A 15,867-nucleotide genomic window follows, 5' to 3' on the forward strand; every position below is an offset into this window, starting at 1 on the left:
GCACGGCACGCACGCGGGGTCACTGCTCGCCGATGCGCCGGATCAGCGGAATCGCGGCGGCGAGTGTGCGGAGGTCTTCGGCATCGAGCTTCTCGATCGCGGCGCCGAGCCACTTGTGCTTCGCGGTGTCGCGCTTGCGCCGTGCCGCCAGGCCGGCCGCGGTCAGCAGGAACAGGATCTGGCGGCCGTCGGTCGGATGCGGCTCGCGTTCGACGAGCCCGTCTTCCTCGAGACTCGCGAGAATCGCCTTCATTGACTGCGGCTTCATCGCCTCGGCGCGCGCGAGATCGGCGGTCGTCAGGGGGCCCTGTCGTTCGAGCCGCGCGAGCGCACTCGTCTGCGACATGCCGAGCCCTTCGGACTCGATCTCGGCGCGCAGCCGTCGAATCAGCTGGCCGACCGCGAGGGTCAAGTCGGCGGCGACGGTGTCGGCGGAAATGCGGGGTGTGCGTGGCGGAGTCATGCGGCGGATCATAGAACACGACAGTTAAACTTGCAAGTGTAACTGTCTAGTTTGGCGGGCGTTCGCGATGCACCGCGCACCGACGCACGATGCGTCGGCGAGGCCGGGAGAGGAACAGCGGGCGGCGGCTCGGCAACCGCCGATTGTCGGACTGTGGGCAGTGTGCGGCCGGACGCTATGCGCGGCGCGGCAACGGAACCGGCACGACGTCGTTGTACTTCGGCGACGCATTTTCGTGCAGCAGGTCGCCGAGATATTGCGCGAGTTCGTCCGCGGCGAGCGCGGGCGGAACGTGCAGGTTGGCCGGTCGCCGCTTGCCTTCGGTGCCGAGATCAAACACCGCCCAGCGGCCGTTCGTCCGCACGACGGCGAGCAGGCGTCCGAACGCGTTGAAACGGTATTCGTCCTGCATCGCATCGCTCCTTCGTGGATGAATGTGTCGGCCGCGCGCGTCGCGTTTACCGGATCGAGCAGGTCAGCCAGCGATGGATCTTCAGCGCATCGCTCGACACGCCGGCGCGGGTCGGCGCGCCGAGCAGCACGACCGTTTCGCGGCGGCCCTTCACGCGCATGCGCATCACGACGCCGTGCCCCGATTCGTTGATGAAGCCGGTTTTCTGCAGCCGGATCGGCAGGCGGCCGTCACGCACGAGCGGATCGGAGTTCACGTACAGCAGCTCGCCGTCGCCGGCCTGCACGGTAGTCGACGTGTCCGTCGAGAAATAGCGGATCAGCGGATCCTGCGCGGCCGCGCCGACGAGCCGCGCGAGATCCTCGGCGGTCGATACGTTGTGCGGCGACAGGCCGGTCGGTTCGCGGAAATGCGTATCGCGCATCCCGAGCCGGCGCGCCTCGCGGTTCATCGCCTTCACGAACGCGGCACGGCCGCCCGGATAGTCGCGGCTCAGCGCGGCGGCCGCGCGATTTTCCGACGACATCAGCGCGATATGGAACATCTGGCGGCGCGACAGTTCGGCGCCGATCGGCAGCCGCGAACCGGTGAACTTGATCGTGTCGCGATCGCGAGAGGTGACGCGCAGCACGCCGTTCATCGGCCGGTCCGCGTCGCGTGCGACGACGGCGGTCATCAGCTTCGAGATCGACGCGATCGGTCGCACCGTGCGTGCGTTGCGGGCGAGCAGCGGCGTGCCCGAGTCGACGTCGAGCACGTAGGCCGCGCGCGAATGTAGCGAGCTCACCGCGCGCGGGTTGTAGCCGCAGCTCGCGAGCAGGCGCGGCTGCGCGGCGGGGCGCGGGCGAACCGCGTTCGTGCGTTTCGCGCGCCGGTGCTGCGGTGCGGGCGCCGCGTGACGCTTGACTGCATGATGCGTCACGCGCGGGCGGCGGTGCTTGATGGCCTTGTGCTTGCGGTTGGCGGGTTGTTTCTTGACGACTTTCGCATGCGCATGGGGCGTCGCCGTGCGATGCGGCTGCGCACGCTGCGCCGACGCGTTCGTTGCGAACGCAAGTGTCAGGAACGAGAGGGCGATGAGCAGGGTGGTCCGGGCGCGAGGCAGGCGCGCGATGAGTCCGGTCAAGCGAGAGTCTCCTTTTCGCGCGCGTTGCGGCGGCGCGAAATGCGTGGACGGTCAGCGGGTGCGGGAAATTATAAGGTCGATTGTGTGGCGATGACGATGGATGTGCGCGCAATCGTGTGCGATCCGGGCGGAATGCCGAGGCTTTTGCGAAGCGCCGAACGCGTGCGGCGGGCGAAAGGCGCCCGCTGCGTCGAATCAGCGCGGCCAGTTCCGCCGCGACACGACCGCGAAGCTGATCGCGATCGAACCGGTGACGACACGCGGCGGCGTGTCGTCCAGCGCATCGCCGAAGCGGAAGCGGCGGCCGCGTCCGTCAGAGCGTGCGGTACGACGCTCGGGCATCGGCGTGTCGGGCTCGACACCGCCCGTGTCGGCGACGACCGTATCGCACGACATATCGGTCAGGCACTCGGCTAGATGATCAACAGGCATGACAGTGAATTCCGCGAAGGGCATGCCCGTATTGAACGTCACGCCGTTCGATCAGTAAAATGAATGTTTCGATCGCTACGATTCGTTAAAAGAATGGAATTGAAACTGCTCCGAACCTTCCTGACGGTCACCGAGCTCAGCCATTTCAGCCGCGCGGCCGACACGCTGCACATGAGCCAGCCGGCGCTTAGCAAGCAGATCGGCGCGCTCGAGGCGATCCTCGGCGGCAAGCTGTTCGAACGCGGCAGGCATGGCGCGGAGCTGACGCCGTTCGGTGAACGCTTCCTGCCCGACGCACAGGCGCTCGTGCGCGATGCCGACGAAATCCTCGCGCGTGCACGGGAGGCGACCAGCGGGCAGCGCGGCCATCTGCGGCTCGGCATCTGCCTGTCCGTGCTGACGCTCGTGCCGAAACTCGTCGCGGAATTCCGGCGCCGCAATCCGGGTGTCGCGGTCACGCTGAGCGACCTGTCGTCGTCCGAGCAAACCCGCCGGTTGCGCGCGGGCAAGCTCGACGCCGGGTTCCTGCGTTTGCCGTCGGATGAAGGGTTGTCGTCGTTCAAGGTGATCGACGAGGCGCTCGCGCTCGCGGTGCCGCCGCACCTCGGCTTCAAGCGGGTGCCGGCCGATCTCGACGAGCTCAACGAGATCGGCTTCATCGCGCTGCAGCGCGCACGCGGTCCCGGGCTCGCCGCGCAGATCGACCGGTGGTGCGTCGGGCGGCACTTCGTGCCGCAGGTCACGCAGCAGGCGGAGGACGTGCAATCGGTGCTCACGTCGGTCGCGGCCGGGGTCGGCGTCGCGTTCATTCCGTCGCACGCGCAGTACCTGCTGCGCGACGCGACCGTGTTGCCGCTCGCCGGCAGGGACGCGAAATGGCGCGTCGGGCTCGCGTGGCTGTCCGGCCGCGACGATCCCGTGACCACGCGTTTCGTGTCGTTCATGCGCGCCGCGATCAAGGGCGCATGACCGGGCGTATAGTGTCCGCGATCGCCTTCCGCCCGAATGCCGGCCCGGCGCCGGCTCACGAACCCGACCCGATGACTTCAGAACCCGACGACTCCCCGCTCGATCCCGCACTCGTTGCGACGCTCGCGACGCTGCATGAAGCCGCGACCGATCCGTCCGGCAAAACGTGGTCGCTGCCGAAGATCGCGAAGCGCACGCAATTGCCGATGAGCACGCTGCGCCGCGTGCTGACGCAACTCGACGCCGCCGGCCTGAGCGCGACGACGTTGAACGACGACGGCACCGGCAGCGCCGCCTTGACCGAAGAGGGGCGCGCCGTGTGCGAGCAACTGTTCGGTGGGAACGACCGCGGATGAAAAAACGGGTCGCCCGAAGGCGACCCGTCATATTGCGGTTCGACATGCAACATCACCACCGCGCCGTCACCCCACCCATGACGGAATGACGGTAGGTCTGGTCGTTCAGCCCATGCCGGTAGCCGACGTCGAGATCGAGCCAGGGCTTCGGCGAGTAGATCGCGCCCGCGATCACGAACGCCGGATTCGCGCCGGCCGTGCTCTCGGTGTTGCGCGACAGGCCGATGTCGGCCACGAGCTGCACCTTGTCGGTCGCCTTGTAGAGCGCCGCGGCCGACACGGCCCAGACCGAGCGCAGGTCGCCCTGGCGGTTCGGCTGGTACGCGAGGCCCGCATTCGCGAGCAGCGAGAAGCGCGCGACGTCGGCTTGCGCGAGCAGCGTGGCGCCGGTGCCGACGCGGCCCGCGCCGAGCCCGCGATCGTCGTTGCCGGTCGGCATCGTCACCTGCGGTTTCAGCGCAAGCGACAGCGGCCCGCGTTCGACGAAGCGCCACTTCATGCCGATCTCGACATCGCCGATGCCTGCGCCGTGTTCGTCGGTGCGCGTTTGCAGATGCGTGTAAGGCGCGTTCACGTAGAGATCGACGTGCTCGCCGAACCCGCGCGTGAGCGTCGCGTTCCACAATTGATGGCGGCCGTTTTCGTCCTGTTTCGAGGTTTGCTCGCCGTTGAACTCGAACTGCCAGTTCGCGTTGCCCTGCGTACCCGTGTCGTCGCTGACGAGCGGATGGGCCGCGTACGCGTACAACGGCGCGAGCAGGGTGCTCGCGGCCGCGAGCGAAAGCATTCTTTTCATGAAGTCACCGTTGTTGCGTCGTGGGCGGCCGGCCCGCGCGGGCCGGCACGCTGTCGTTTCGGAGGCGATCAGAACCACTGCTTGTAGCGACGCACATAGATCGTCTTGACGATCTGCGCGAGCAGGATGTAGCCGACCATCGTCGCCGCGAGCCACAGCCAGTAGGTGCCCGGCAGGTGCATGAAGCCGAGCGAATCCGCGAACGGCGAGAACGGCAGCCAGCAGCCGATCGCGATCGCGGTGAACGTCGACAGCAGCACCGGCAGCGCGGCCGTGCTCTGCAGGAACGGGATCTTCTGCGTGCGCAGCAGGTGCACGACGAGCGTCTGCGACACGAGACTCTCGATGAACCAGCCCGAGTTCATCACGATCTGGCCGCCCGAACCGCCGTGCAGGTGATACATCGCGCCCGCGCCGAACACGGTCCACATCAGCACGTAGGTCGTGATGTCGAACACCGACGACGTCGGCCCGACCCACAGCATGAAGCGGCCGATGTTGCCGGCTTCCCACTTGCGCGGCTTCTTCAGGAACTCGGGATCCATCTTGTCCCACGGCAGCAGCATCTGCGACGTGTCGTAGATCAGGTTCAGCACGAGCAGCTGGGTCGCGAGCATCGGCTCCCACGGCAGGAACGCGCTGGCGACGAGCACCGAGAACACGTTGCCGAAGTTCGAGCTGGCGGTCATGTTCAGGTACTTCAGGATGTTGCCGAACGTCTCGCGGCCCTTGATCACGCCTTCCTCGAGCACCATCAGGCTCTTTTCGAGCAGGATGATGTCGGCCGTTTCCTTCGCGATGTCGGCGCCGCTGTCGACCGAGATGCCGACGTCGGCGTCGCGCAGCGCCGGTGCGTCGTTGATGCCGTCGCCGAGGAAGCCGACCGTGTGGCCGTTCGCCTGCAGCGCCTTCACGATGCGCGCCTTCTGCAGCGGCGTGAGCTTCGCGAACACCGTCGTGCGTTCGACGACCTCGGCGAGCGTCGCGTCGTCGAGTGCCTCGATTTCGGCGCCGAGCATCGGCTTGCCCGGTTCGAGGCCGACCTGGCGGCAGACCTTCATCGTGACGGTCGGGTTGTCGCCCGTCAGCACCTTCACCGACACGCCGTTCTCGCGCAGCGCGGCGAGCGCCGGCGCGGCCGATTCCTTCGGCGGATCGAGGAAGGTCAGGAAGCCGCGCACGACGAGATCGCGCTCGTCGGCGGTGCGGTATTGTTCGCGTTCGTCGCCGCGCGGGATCGTGCGCGTCGCGAGCACCAGCACGCGGAAGCCGTCCTCGTTGTACGCGTTCGCCTGTTCGAGCAGCCGCTTGCGTGCGACGAAATCGAGCGGACGTACGCCGTCCTCGTCCTGCACGTGGGTCGACACCGCGAGCATTTCCTCGACCGCGCCCTTGCAGATCAGCTGGTGCGTGCCGTGCGTGTCCTCGACCACGACCGACAGGCGGCGCCGCACGAAGTCGAACGGCAGCTCGTCGATCTTCTTGTAGCCGTGCGGCTTCACGCGCTCGCCGATCTCGTCGGCGCGCGCGACCACCGCGATGTCGATCAGGTTCTTCTGGCCGCTCTGATGAAAGCTGTTCAGCCAGCCGAGCCGCAGGATGTCCTCGTTCTTGTGGCCGGACAGGTCGAGATGGTGCTCGAGGATGATCTTGTCCTGCGTGAGCGTGCCGGTCTTGTCGGTGCACAGCACGTCCATCGCGCCGAAGTTCTGCACCGAGTTCAGCCGCTTCACGACGACCTTGCGACGCGCCATCGCGATCGCGCCGCGCGCGAGGTTCGCGCTGACGATCATCGGCAGCATCTCGGGCGTGAGGCCGACGGCCACCGCGAGCGCGAACGTGAGTGCGCTCAGCCAGTCACCCTTGGTCAGGCCGTTGATCATGAACACGATCGGCACCATCACGAACATGAACCTGATCAGCAGCCAGCTCACGCTCGCGACGCCGCGATCGAAGCTGGTCTCGATGCGCTTGTGGCTCACGACGTTGCGTGCGAGCGAACCGAAGTAGGTGTCTTCGCCGGTCGCGACGACCACGGCCGTCGCGGTGCCGCTCACCACGTTCGTGCCCATGAAGCACACGTTCTCGAGATCGAGCAGCGACTTGGACGCATCGTTCGCGGCGGCGGACGAGCCCGTCGAGCCTGCGCCGGCCGACTTGCCGGCGACCGCGCCGAGCGTGTCGTATTTCTCGACCGGCAGCGCTTCGCCGGTCAGCACGGCCTGGCTGATGAACAGGTCGCGCGACGCGAGCAGGCGCACGTCGGCGGGGATCATGTCGCCGGCCGACAGGTGCACGATGTCGCCGACCACCACTTCACGCATCGGCACCTCGCGGCGCGCGGGCTCGGACACGTCGGTCACCGCGCGCTGCACGGTCGCCGTCGTGCGGACCATCGCCTTGAGCTTTTCGGCCGCGCGCAGCGACCGGAATTCCTGCACGAAGCGCAGCAGCGCGCTGATCGTGACCATCGTCAGCAGGATCGTCATCCCGACGAAGTCGCGATCGCCGGGCGCCGCGAAGTAGACGTCGGTGCAGAAGCTGATGGTGGCCAGCACCAGCAGCACGTAGACGAACGGATTGTGGAACGCGTGCAGCAGCTGGCGCGTCCAGTGCGGCGGCTTGTCGTGCGCGATCTCGTTCGGACCGTTGTGCTGCAGGCGATCGGCGGCCTGGTCGTAGGTGAGGCCGCGCGTGCTGGTGCGCAGCGACTTGAAGGTTTCTTCGAGCGGGCGGGCCGCTTCCAGCGCGGCGCGCATGTTGCGCGGTTCGTTCTGCTGACCGGGGCCGGCGTTGATGAAGCCGCGCTGTTTCTTTTGCGATGTTTGCGAAGTGTTGTGTCGTGTCATGAGTCGCTCCTTGCGCACGAGGCGGCGGGCGGGGAGCGACCGTGACGTCAGCGACGCACGAGCGCTCCCCGCCGCGTCGCGTCAGGCGCGATCGGCTGTGGATCGGTGAAGGGGGGAACGCTCGCCGGCGCGCGGAGTGCGGCCGAAGGATCGATGCGCGGCGTCGCACCGGCGAGCGGTAATCGACTACTGTCGTCCGAGTTCATCTGCACTCCTGTCGGTTGCGAGTAGGCGGCACGGGCGATCGGCAGCCGCGCACGCACGAGGGCGCGCGGCCGGACGGCACGCGAACGGAACACGCACGCAGCTTGCGCTGCGCGCAGCACGAACGTACGCACGCTGCAACGCAGGGTTGCGCAGCGCGGACATTCGGCGATATCGAAAAAATTCGGCGGGGGATTCTGGCCGGTCAGGCCGGAAGGACGCCGCATCCTGCTTCCCGGGATGCGGCAGAAGACGAGGCTCTGCGCGGTTTCCTCAGGCAGCAGTCAAGTTGGTCGAGGACCAACTACAACTCGCATCGGTGTTCACAGAACACTCCATGTAATTCAGACGGGGGCGATAGTAAAGGCTCGTTGTGCGAAGCGTCAACCCTTTTGTCGGAAGATGCTTGCGAAATGTTATCGGCGCGATGCCGGACAGTCGGGCCGCCGCACGGCAGAAAACGCATGCAGCCGCGCGCGACTGCATGCGTCGAGAACGGGCCGCTTACTGCGTGGCTGACGCGACCGCGGTTCCCGCATCGAGAATGCCCGAGCCTGCCGGCAACGCGGTGCACGGCGTACTGGCCGCCAGCTTCGCCGTGTGCGTGCCGCTTTTCAGCTTCTGCTGGATCTGCGTGGGCGTGAGGTTGCCGTTCACCGCGAGCATCAGCGCGGCGACGCCCGTCACCTGCGGCGTCGCGAGGCTCGTGCCGCTCGCCAGGCCATAGGTGTCGCCGTCCGGCGTCGTCGTGCCGCTGTTGGCCGTCGACAGGATGTTGACGCCCGGTGCGCTGAGCGTGATGTTGGTGCCGAAGTTGCTGAACGAGGCGCGGCGGCCGGCTGCATCGTTGGCACCGACGCTGATCACGCCGCTGCAGTTCGCGGGCTGGTCGAGGCCGGTCGACAGACCGTCGTTGCCGGCGGCGACGACGACCGTTACGCCCTTCGCGTTCACGTCGTCGATCGCCTGCTGGAACGTCTTGCTGCAGGCGCCGACGCCGCCGAGGCTGAGGTTGATGATTTTCGCCGGCGTCGGGTTGTTCGGCACCCCGGTGACGGGAATGCCGGCCGCCCAGCGCATCGCGTCGGCAATGTCGCTCGTCACGCCGCCGCATTTGCCGAGCACGCGCACCGGCAGAATCTTGCCGAGCCACGATACGCCGGCGATGCCGATGCCGTTGTTGGCGGTCGCGCCGATCACGCCCATCACGCGCGTGCCGTGCCAGCTGCTGGTGTTCGGTTCGCTTTCGCAGTGGTAGTACGGGCCGCTCGCGTTGTCGAGTTCCTGCTGCGTGACCCAGTCGCCCGGGTCGCTCGCGTCGGGGCCGCGCGACAGGCCGTTGTTGCTGGTGTTGACGCTGGTGATGAAGCTGTAGCCTGGCAGCAGGTTGCCGACGAGGTCGGGGTGCGGCCGATAGCCGGTGTCGAGCACGGCCGTCACGACGGTCGGCGAGCCTTTGGTCTGGTTCCACGCAGGCGGCAGATCGGCGCCGGCGGTCGGGTCGGACAGATACCACTGCTGGCCGTAGCTCGGGTCGCTCGGCGTGTCGCGGACCTTCATCGGATGATCCGGTTCAGCGTAGTCGACGTCGGCATCGGCGCCGAAGGCCTCCGCGAGCGCCGCCGCGTCGGCGGCCGCGACGCGCTGGCCGAGCGACAGCACGGCCGCGCCGTTCGAGGCCGTCCGCTCGACCTGCACGTTCAGCGGCGTCGGCGCGGCCGCATACGCACGCGCGGCGCCGGTTGCCGTCGGCGCCGTCCAGCGTGTCATCGAACGCTGGATCACCGCGTCGAGCCGCGTGCCGTCGTCGATGGCCGCTCTTGCGTTCGTGGCCGTCAGCGTCTTCAGCCTGACGATCAGGTGATCGACCGGCGGCTCGTCGGGCGTGGTCTGGGCGGCCATTTGCGTGGCGGCCTGCTGCGACGTACACGCGTTGCTGCCGGAATTGGTGGGCGGGGTCGTCGGAGCGGGCGCGGGGGCCGGGGTCGGGGCCGGTGCCGTGTTGGTCGGCGACGGGTTGCTGCCGTCGCCGCCGCCTCCGCCGCAGCCGGCGATCGGGAGCAGGGCGGCGGCGGACAGCATGCCGGCGAGCATGCGCGCATGGGCCGAACGGGCCAGCGCGAAATTGAAACGTTTGGCTTTCATGTTGAAAGTCGATCCTCGGAGATAACCGTCGTGCCGGCGGTGGTGCCTGGTCTGGCCTAAGCCGGACCTTGATTTTTGTCGGGCGCGCGCGGGGTTACTGCGACACGCCATGCATTGGGTAACGGCTGATGAGGCGGCTTCTTGAATATGTTTTGTGTGAAAAAGATGCGACGCGCAAACGATTGCGTTGCTGGGTTGCAGCATGAACGCGCGTTTGGAACGGGTGATCTGTTCATGAGGTGCAAGATTGCAGGCGGTCGACCCGGCGAAACATGCGGCGCGGGCGCTTTTGCGCGGCACGGAAACGATTGCGCGCGGTGTGGCCGTGACGGAGGCGCTTGACGCTTTCCCCGATGCGGTGCGAATTTTTCGGGCGTAGGATCGCGATTCGATCACGGTTTCGTCAGGAGAAAAGCATGGATCACCGCTTCCGTTGGCTGGCTGTCGCGTTGTCCTGCGCGCTGGCGGGCGCCGCTCACGCGCAGGCGCTCACCGGCACGCTGAAGAAGATCAAGGACACGGGCGTCGTGTCGCTCGGCATCCGCGAATCGTCGGTGCCGTTCTCGTATTCGGACAACCAGCAGAAGAACATCGGTTACTCGCGCGACATCGCGGCGCGCATCATCGATGCGCTCAAGGCGGAGTTGAAGACACCGAACCTGACGGTGAAGGAAATCCCGATCACGTCGCAGAACCGGATTCCGCTGCTGCAGAACGGCACGATCGACTTCGAGTGCGGCTCGACGACGAACACGCTGGAGCGCCAGAAGCAGGCTGCGTTCTCGAACAGCATCTTTTTGTACGGGATCCGTTTCAGCACGCGCAAGGATTCGGGCGTGAAGGACTTCCCGGACCTGGCCGGCAAGACGGTCGCGACGACGGCCGGCACCTCCGACGAGCGGCTGCTGCGCAAGCTCAACGAAGAGAAAGGGATGAACATGACGATCATCAGCGCGAAGGACCATGCCGAAGCGTTCATGAACGTCACGACCGGGCGCGCGGTCGCGTTCGTGATGGACGAGCCGCTGCTGTACGGCGAGATCGCGAAGGACCGCAATCCGGGCGCGTACACGGTGGCGGGCACGCCGCTCGTCCACGAGAACTACGCGTGCATGATGCGCAAGGACGATCCGGCGTTCAAGCACGTGGTCGACGGCGTGATCGCGAAGCTGCAGACCTCGGGCGCGGCCGAGAAGCTCTACGACCAGTGGTTCATGCAGCCGATTCCGCCGAAGGGTGTGAGCCTCAACTATCCGCTGTCGCCGGAGATGAAGCAGCTGTTCAGGAATCCGACGGATCAGGCACAGTACTGATCGAAACGTCGCAGTTGCGTGCGGGCCGACACGTTGCGTGCTCGGCCTGCACGATCGAATCCCCCGGCCTTCGGGTCGGCGTCGCGGCGCGCATCCCCGCAGCCGCAAGCGCGAGCCGGGCCCGTCGCGCCCGATGCTGAACCCCGTGTCCTGATCCTCCATCGCGTGCGTCGCGTTTATGGCGCCGCACCTCGACGGCCCGCCGTCCGCGCGTTGTCCCGCCCGGTCTGTTCTCCGTTTGCCTGAACACGTGCCCCGCACCGAAGCGGGGTTGGCGGATGCGCGCCCGACGCACGTCCGGCGACGCTGTTTGCCGCGTAAACCCGAATACAGATTTCAATTTGAACTGGTCAGAATCGGCCGAAATTGTTCAACAATTTTCGGTGAAAAATCCCGGGAAGCCGCGTGTGGCGGCCCCTGGGAGGCGTTACGACGTTTCAGCGCGAGAGCCGAACAACCCAGGAGCTTCGCCATGTCTGCTCGTTTACCGGTTCGACATTTCCTCCGCGGCGCGCTCGTGCCGCTGGCCTTCGCATGCTCGCTCGCGTCGGCGGCGCCGCTGCAGACGGTGCGGCCCGGCACGCTGCTGGTGGGCTCCGACCTCACGTATCCGCCATACGCGTACCTGGACGCCGGCAAGCCTGCGGGTTTCGATGCCGAGTTCTCGCGGCTGCTGGCACGTCACCTGAAACTGGAGCCGGTATTTCTCGATACGCGCTTCCCGGACCTGATTCTCGGGATGAAGGCGCGCCGCTTCGACGTCGTCGCATCCGCGCTGTACGTGACGCCCGATCGCGTGAAGCAAGTCGATTTCGTGCCGTACCTGAAGACGGGCGCGTCGCTGCTCGTCGCGAAGGGCGGCGCGTTCCTGCCGAAGACGCCGCAGGACCTGTGCGGCAAGCGGGTCGGCTCGATCAAGGGCGCGTCGTGGACGCCGAAGCTGCGTGCGGTGTCGCAGGACACGTGCAAGGCGGCCGGGCGGGCCGAGATCGCGGTCCTCGAGTTCCCGACGTCGCCGGAAGCGACGTCCGCGCTGCTGTCGAAGGCGGTCGATGTCCAGATCGAGGACGCGGCCGTCGCGCAGGAGATTCCGAAGCAGACGAACGGGCGCGTCGACATCAGTTCGACCACGCTGCTGTATCCGATCGTGATCGGCCTGGGCGTGACGAAGGGCGATAGCGGGTTGCAGGGTGCGCTCGAGGGTGCGTTGAACGATGCGCGGCGCAGCGGCGAATACGGCAGCCTGGTGAAGAAATACGGGTTGCAGGAGCCGACACCTGCCGACGTCGCCAACGCGCTCGGCGCGCCGAAGTAAGCGCGCGGCCAGCACTACCTGACCACCGCGCGCCGCGCGGCCGCATCACCATCCGCGGTTGAGGAGTCTTCGATGCAGTTCGATTGGCACTATGCGTTTCAGCTCTTGCGGGACCAGGATTTCTGGCGCGCCTGCGTCGTGGTCGTCGAGCTCAGCGTCGCCGCGTGGCTGCTCGGTGTGTTGCTCGGCTTTCCGGTGGCGCTCGCGAGACAGTCGCACCAGCCGTTGCTGAAACGGGCGGCGGCGCTCTACATCTGGTTCTTCCGCAGCCTGCCGCTGCTCGTGCTGCTGGTCTTCATCTACAACCTGCCGCAGGTCTTTCCGGCGACGAGCGCGGTGCTGTCCGATCCGTTCATGGCCGGCCTGATCGCGATGGTGCTGAGCGAGACCGCGTATTTCGCGGAAATCCATCGCGGCGGGATCCTGTCGGTGCCGCGCGGGCAGCTCGAGGCGGGCCGCGCGCTGGGCATCCGCTTCACCGGCATCCAGCGGATGATCGTGATGCCGCAGGCGATCCGTATTGCGCTGCCGGCGCTGGCGAACGAGTTCATCACGATCGTGAAGCTCACGTCGCTGGTGTCGGTGATTTCGCTGGCCGAGATCCTGCTCGTCGGTCAGCGGCTGTACACGCAGAATTTCCTGGTGTTCGAAACGATGCTGGCCGTGGCGTTCTACTACGTGCTGATCGTGACGGTGTTCAGCCGGCTGCTCGGTTATCTCGAGCGGTACCTCGACGTCAGCCGCCGTACGCCGGCCCAGGCCGGCCACGTCGATCTTGCGCTGCCGCCGTCGGCGCCGGCCGTCGCGCCGAGACCGCGGGCGAACGCCGAATTCGCGCTGCGCCTGAAAGGCGTGCAGCAGCGCTACGGCCGCCATGAAGTGTTGAAGGACATTCATCTCGACGTCGCGCCCGGGCAGGTCGTGTCGATCATCGGGCCGTCCGGCTCCGGCAAGACGTCGCTGATTCGTACCGTCAACGGCCTCGCGCCGGTGAACGCGGGCGAGATCGACCTGTACGGCGAGCCGTTCATCCGCGCGTCGGGTTCGCATCCGCCGCGCGTGTCGCACGAGCGCATCCTCGACATCGGCATGGTGTTCCAGAGCTTCAACCTGTTCCCGCATCGCACCGCGCTGCAGAACGTGATGATGGCGCCGTGCTATCACCGGCAGGCCGATGCGGCGGCGATCCGGCTGCAGGCGCTGTCGCTGTTGTCGAAGGTCGGGATGCTCGAACATGCGAACAAGTATCCGCATCAGCTGTCGGGCGGCCAGCAGCAGCGCGTCGCCATTGCGCGCGCACTCGCGACGCGGCCGTCGATCATGCTGTTCGACGAGCCGACGTCGGCCCTCGATCCGGAGCTCGTCGGCGAAGTGCTGAAGGTCGTCGAGACGCTGGCGAAAGAGGGGATGACGATGCTCATCGTGACCCATGAGATGAATTTCGCGTTCAAGGTGTCCGACCGGATCGTGTTCATGGAGAACGGGCGCATCCTGTACGACGTGCCGCCGGACCGGATTCGCGGCAGCGTGGACGCGCGTGTGAAGGATTTTCTGAAGCACGTTCACTTCGCATGACGAATGACCGGATGGGAGCGGGAATGGATCCGACGGATTTCCGGCTGGGCGACGTGAACGAGCACGCGTGTGCGGAACGGGTGCGTGCGTGTCTGGCGCATGCCGACGCGCATCCCGGCGACATCGAAGCCGCGTGGCTCGCGCGGCGCGACGACGCGGCGGTCGCCGATGCGCGCGCCTGGGATGCGGCGCGGCGCGCCGGCGCGATCGATGCGCCGCTGGCTGGCACCGTGCTGACGGTGAAGGCCTGCTTCGATTGCACCGGCTGGGTCACGCATGCCGGTTCGCGCGTGCTGGCCGACGAGCCGCCGGCGCGAATCGACGCGGCGCCGGTGTCGGCACTGCGTCGGGCCGGCGCGGTGCTGGTCGCGCAGACGGCGATGACCGAGTTCGCGTACGGCGCGCTCGGCGTGAACCGTGCGTACGGGACGCCGACGACGCCGCTCGATGCGCGGCGCGAGCGGGTGGCCGGCGGATCGAGTTCGGGCGCGGCGGTGTCTGTGGCGCTCGGTGCGGCCGACCTGTCGCTGGGTTCCGATACGAGCGGGTCGGCACGCATTCCGGCCGCATTCTGCGGCGTGACGGGATTCAAGCCGTCGCGTGGGCGCTATGCGAGCGACGGCATGCGGCTTCTGTCGACGAGCTTCGACGTGCCGGGCCTGCTGGCCGCGACGGTCGGGCTGTGTCGGCAGGCGGACGTTGCGCTGCACGGCCGCGAAGCGCGGCGGCGGCGACCGGCGGCGATCCGCGACCTGCAGTTCATCGTGCCCGAGGCGTTCGTCGCGGATGACGTCGACCCGGTCGTCGGACGCGCATTCGACGCGTGGCTGTCCCGACTGTCCGCGCACGGCGCACGGATCCGGCGCAAGCGGCTCGATTGCGTGGCCGAGGCCGGCGCGGTCGCCCGCGCGGGCAGCATCATCGCGGCAGAGGCGTTCATGCTGCATCGTGCGCGGCTGGCCGCGGCGGCGGACCGCTACGATCCGCTGGTCGGCCCGCGCATCGCTGCAGGCGAGCAGGTGCGGGCGCACGACTACGCCGCGGCGCTGCGGCACCTGGCCGCACTGGCCGACGCGTACCACGCAGAACTCGGCGACGCGGATGCGGTGCTGACGCCGACGGTGCCGATGCTGCCGCCGCGCGTGGCCGATCTGGCCGACGAAGCCGCATACCTCGCACAGAACGCGCGTGCGTTCCGGCTGACCGAATTCGCGAACCGGCTCGACCTGCCGAGCATCAGCGTGCCCGGCGACCTGCGCAACCGTCAGCCCGTCGGCTTGCTGATCACCGGGCATCGCGGCGAGGACGCGCGGCTGCTCGATGTCGCGGCAGCGGTGGAGCGTGCGCTGACCGCCGAATCCGCATGACGCATTTTCCGGCGGCAAGGATCACCTTGCCATGTTTCATCTCAACTATTCAGAGGTACTTATGATCGTCGTGAGATCGGCCGATATCGCCAATACCGAGCGCCATGCGCGCGGCCCGGGCTGGGACAGCAAGCGCATGATCGTCAAGCAGGACGGCGTCGGCTATTCCGTTCATGAGACGCGCGTGCACGAAGGCGCCGAACTGCATCTGCACTACAAGAACCACTTCGAGACCAACTACTGCGTGGCCGGAGAGGGGGAGGTCGTCGACACGGCGACCGGCAACGTGCACCGGATCACGCCCGGAACGATCTACGCGCTGAACCTGAACGATCCGCATGTCCTGCGCGCGACGCGCGGCGACCTGCATCTCGTGTGCGTGTTCAATCCGCCGCTGACGGGACTCGAGACGCATCGGGAAGACGGCAGTTACGCGCTGCCGACGGAGCAGGCCTGACGGCGCGAGCGGTCGGGCCGTTGCGTGCCTTTTCGTGCTGCCGTTGCTTGCCACGTCTTGAGGCAAGCAACGGCAGCGCGGCGTGCAG

15 protein-coding genes are annotated in these 15,867 nt (G+C 67.3%); 7 read left to right on the forward strand and 8 right to left on the reverse strand.

All coding sequences use genetic code 11. The features are described 5' to 3' along the window. Positions 1–19: 19 nt before the first annotated feature. The 4 genes from U4Z31_RS25115 to U4Z31_RS25130 all read right to left on the reverse strand — a co-directional run bounded on the left by U4Z31_RS25115 (position 20) and on the right by U4Z31_RS25130 (position 2,433). Positions 20–475 (reverse strand): MarR family winged helix-turn-helix transcriptional regulator, encoded by a 456-nt coding sequence (locus U4Z31_RS25115; protein WP_321811669.1) that lies wholly within the window; start codon positions 473–475, stop codon positions 20–22. Positions 476–638: 163 nt separating this feature from the next. Continuing rightward, on the reverse strand, positions 639–875 hold the full coding sequence (locus U4Z31_RS25120; RefSeq protein ID WP_321811670.1) for a hypothetical protein: 237 nt from the start codon (positions 873–875) through the stop codon (positions 639–641). 46 nt (positions 876–921) lie between these two features. Beyond that, positions 922–2,001 carry a serine hydrolase gene (locus U4Z31_RS25125; protein WP_321811671.1) on the reverse strand — a complete coding sequence of 360 codons (1,080 nt, stop codon included), beginning with the start codon at positions 1,999–2,001 and terminating at the stop codon, positions 922–924. 195 nt (positions 2,002–2,196) lie between these two features. Further along, positions 2,197–2,433: a hypothetical protein gene (locus U4Z31_RS25130; RefSeq protein ID WP_185500292.1), complete on the reverse strand. Its 237-nt coding sequence runs from the start codon at positions 2,431–2,433 to the stop codon at positions 2,197–2,199. A gap of 93 nt (positions 2,434–2,526) precedes the next feature. Here U4Z31_RS25130 and U4Z31_RS25135 point away from each other — a divergent pair, with 93 nt between their 5' ends. Further along, positions 2,527–3,402: a LysR family transcriptional regulator gene (locus U4Z31_RS25135; RefSeq protein ID WP_321811672.1), complete on the forward strand. Its 876-nt coding sequence runs from the start codon at positions 2,527–2,529 to the stop codon at positions 3,400–3,402. 71 nt (positions 3,403–3,473) lie between these two features. Next, entirely contained in the window at positions 3,474–3,758 is a 285-nt protein-coding gene (locus U4Z31_RS25140; protein WP_321811673.1) for a transcriptional regulator, read from the forward strand. Positions 3,759–3,810: 52 nt separating this feature from the next. Here U4Z31_RS25140 and U4Z31_RS25145 read toward each other — a convergent pair whose 3' ends face one another. From U4Z31_RS25145 to U4Z31_RS25160, 4 genes are all read right to left on the reverse strand, one after another. Beyond that, the gene (locus U4Z31_RS25145) at positions 3,811–4,554 is read right to left on the reverse strand and encodes a transporter (protein WP_321811674.1); all 744 of its coding nucleotides are present in this window, start codon (positions 4,552–4,554) and stop codon (positions 3,811–3,813) included. A 68-nt stretch (positions 4,555–4,622) separates the two neighbouring features. Next, positions 4,623–7,403: a magnesium-translocating P-type ATPase gene (mgtA, locus tag U4Z31_RS25150; RefSeq protein ID WP_321811675.1), complete on the reverse strand. Its 2,781-nt coding sequence runs from the start codon at positions 7,401–7,403 to the stop codon at positions 4,623–4,625. A 47-nt stretch (positions 7,404–7,450) separates the two neighbouring features. After that, positions 7,451–7,834 (reverse strand): hypothetical protein, encoded by a 384-nt coding sequence (locus U4Z31_RS25155; RefSeq protein WP_193759914.1) that lies wholly within the window; start codon positions 7,832–7,834, stop codon positions 7,451–7,453. 277 nt (positions 7,835–8,111) lie between these two features. Further along, positions 8,112–9,752, reverse strand: a complete 1,641-nt coding sequence (locus tag U4Z31_RS25160) for a S8 family peptidase (RefSeq protein ID WP_124523950.1) — start codon at positions 9,750–9,752, stop codon at positions 8,112–8,114. A 416-nt stretch (positions 9,753–10,168) separates the two neighbouring features. On the opposite strand from U4Z31_RS25160, the gene U4Z31_RS25165 reads away from it, so the two are divergent. The 5 genes from U4Z31_RS25165 to U4Z31_RS25185 all read left to right on the forward strand — a co-directional run bounded on the left by U4Z31_RS25165 (position 10,169) and on the right by U4Z31_RS25185 (position 15,779). Continuing rightward, positions 10,169–11,065: a glutamate/aspartate ABC transporter substrate-binding protein gene (locus U4Z31_RS25165; RefSeq protein ID WP_124523952.1), complete on the forward strand. Its 897-nt coding sequence runs from the start codon at positions 10,169–10,171 to the stop codon at positions 11,063–11,065. Between the two features lie 472 nt (positions 11,066–11,537). Then, entirely contained in the window at positions 11,538–12,380 is an 843-nt protein-coding gene (locus U4Z31_RS25170; RefSeq protein ID WP_321811676.1) for an ABC transporter substrate-binding protein, read from the forward strand. A gap of 72 nt (positions 12,381–12,452) precedes the next feature. Further along, the gene (locus U4Z31_RS25175) at positions 12,453–13,955 is read left to right on the forward strand and encodes an amino acid ABC transporter permease/ATP-binding protein (RefSeq protein WP_321811677.1); all 1,503 of its coding nucleotides are present in this window, start codon (positions 12,453–12,455) and stop codon (positions 13,953–13,955) included. Positions 13,956–13,978: 23 nt separating this feature from the next. Next, on the forward strand, positions 13,979–15,322 hold the full coding sequence (locus U4Z31_RS25180; protein ID WP_321811678.1) for an amidase family protein: 1,344 nt from the start codon (positions 13,979–13,981) through the stop codon (positions 15,320–15,322). Between the two features lie 61 nt (positions 15,323–15,383). Continuing rightward, on the forward strand, positions 15,384–15,779 hold the full coding sequence (locus tag U4Z31_RS25185) for an ectoine synthase (protein WP_044843279.1): 396 nt from the start codon (positions 15,384–15,386) through the stop codon (positions 15,777–15,779). Positions 15,780–15,867: the final 88 nt, after the last annotated feature.

This window comes from Burkholderia sp. BCC1985 (assembly GCF_905339915.1).
Taxonomy (GTDB): domain Bacteria; phylum Pseudomonadota; class Gammaproteobacteria; order Burkholderiales; family Burkholderiaceae; genus Burkholderia.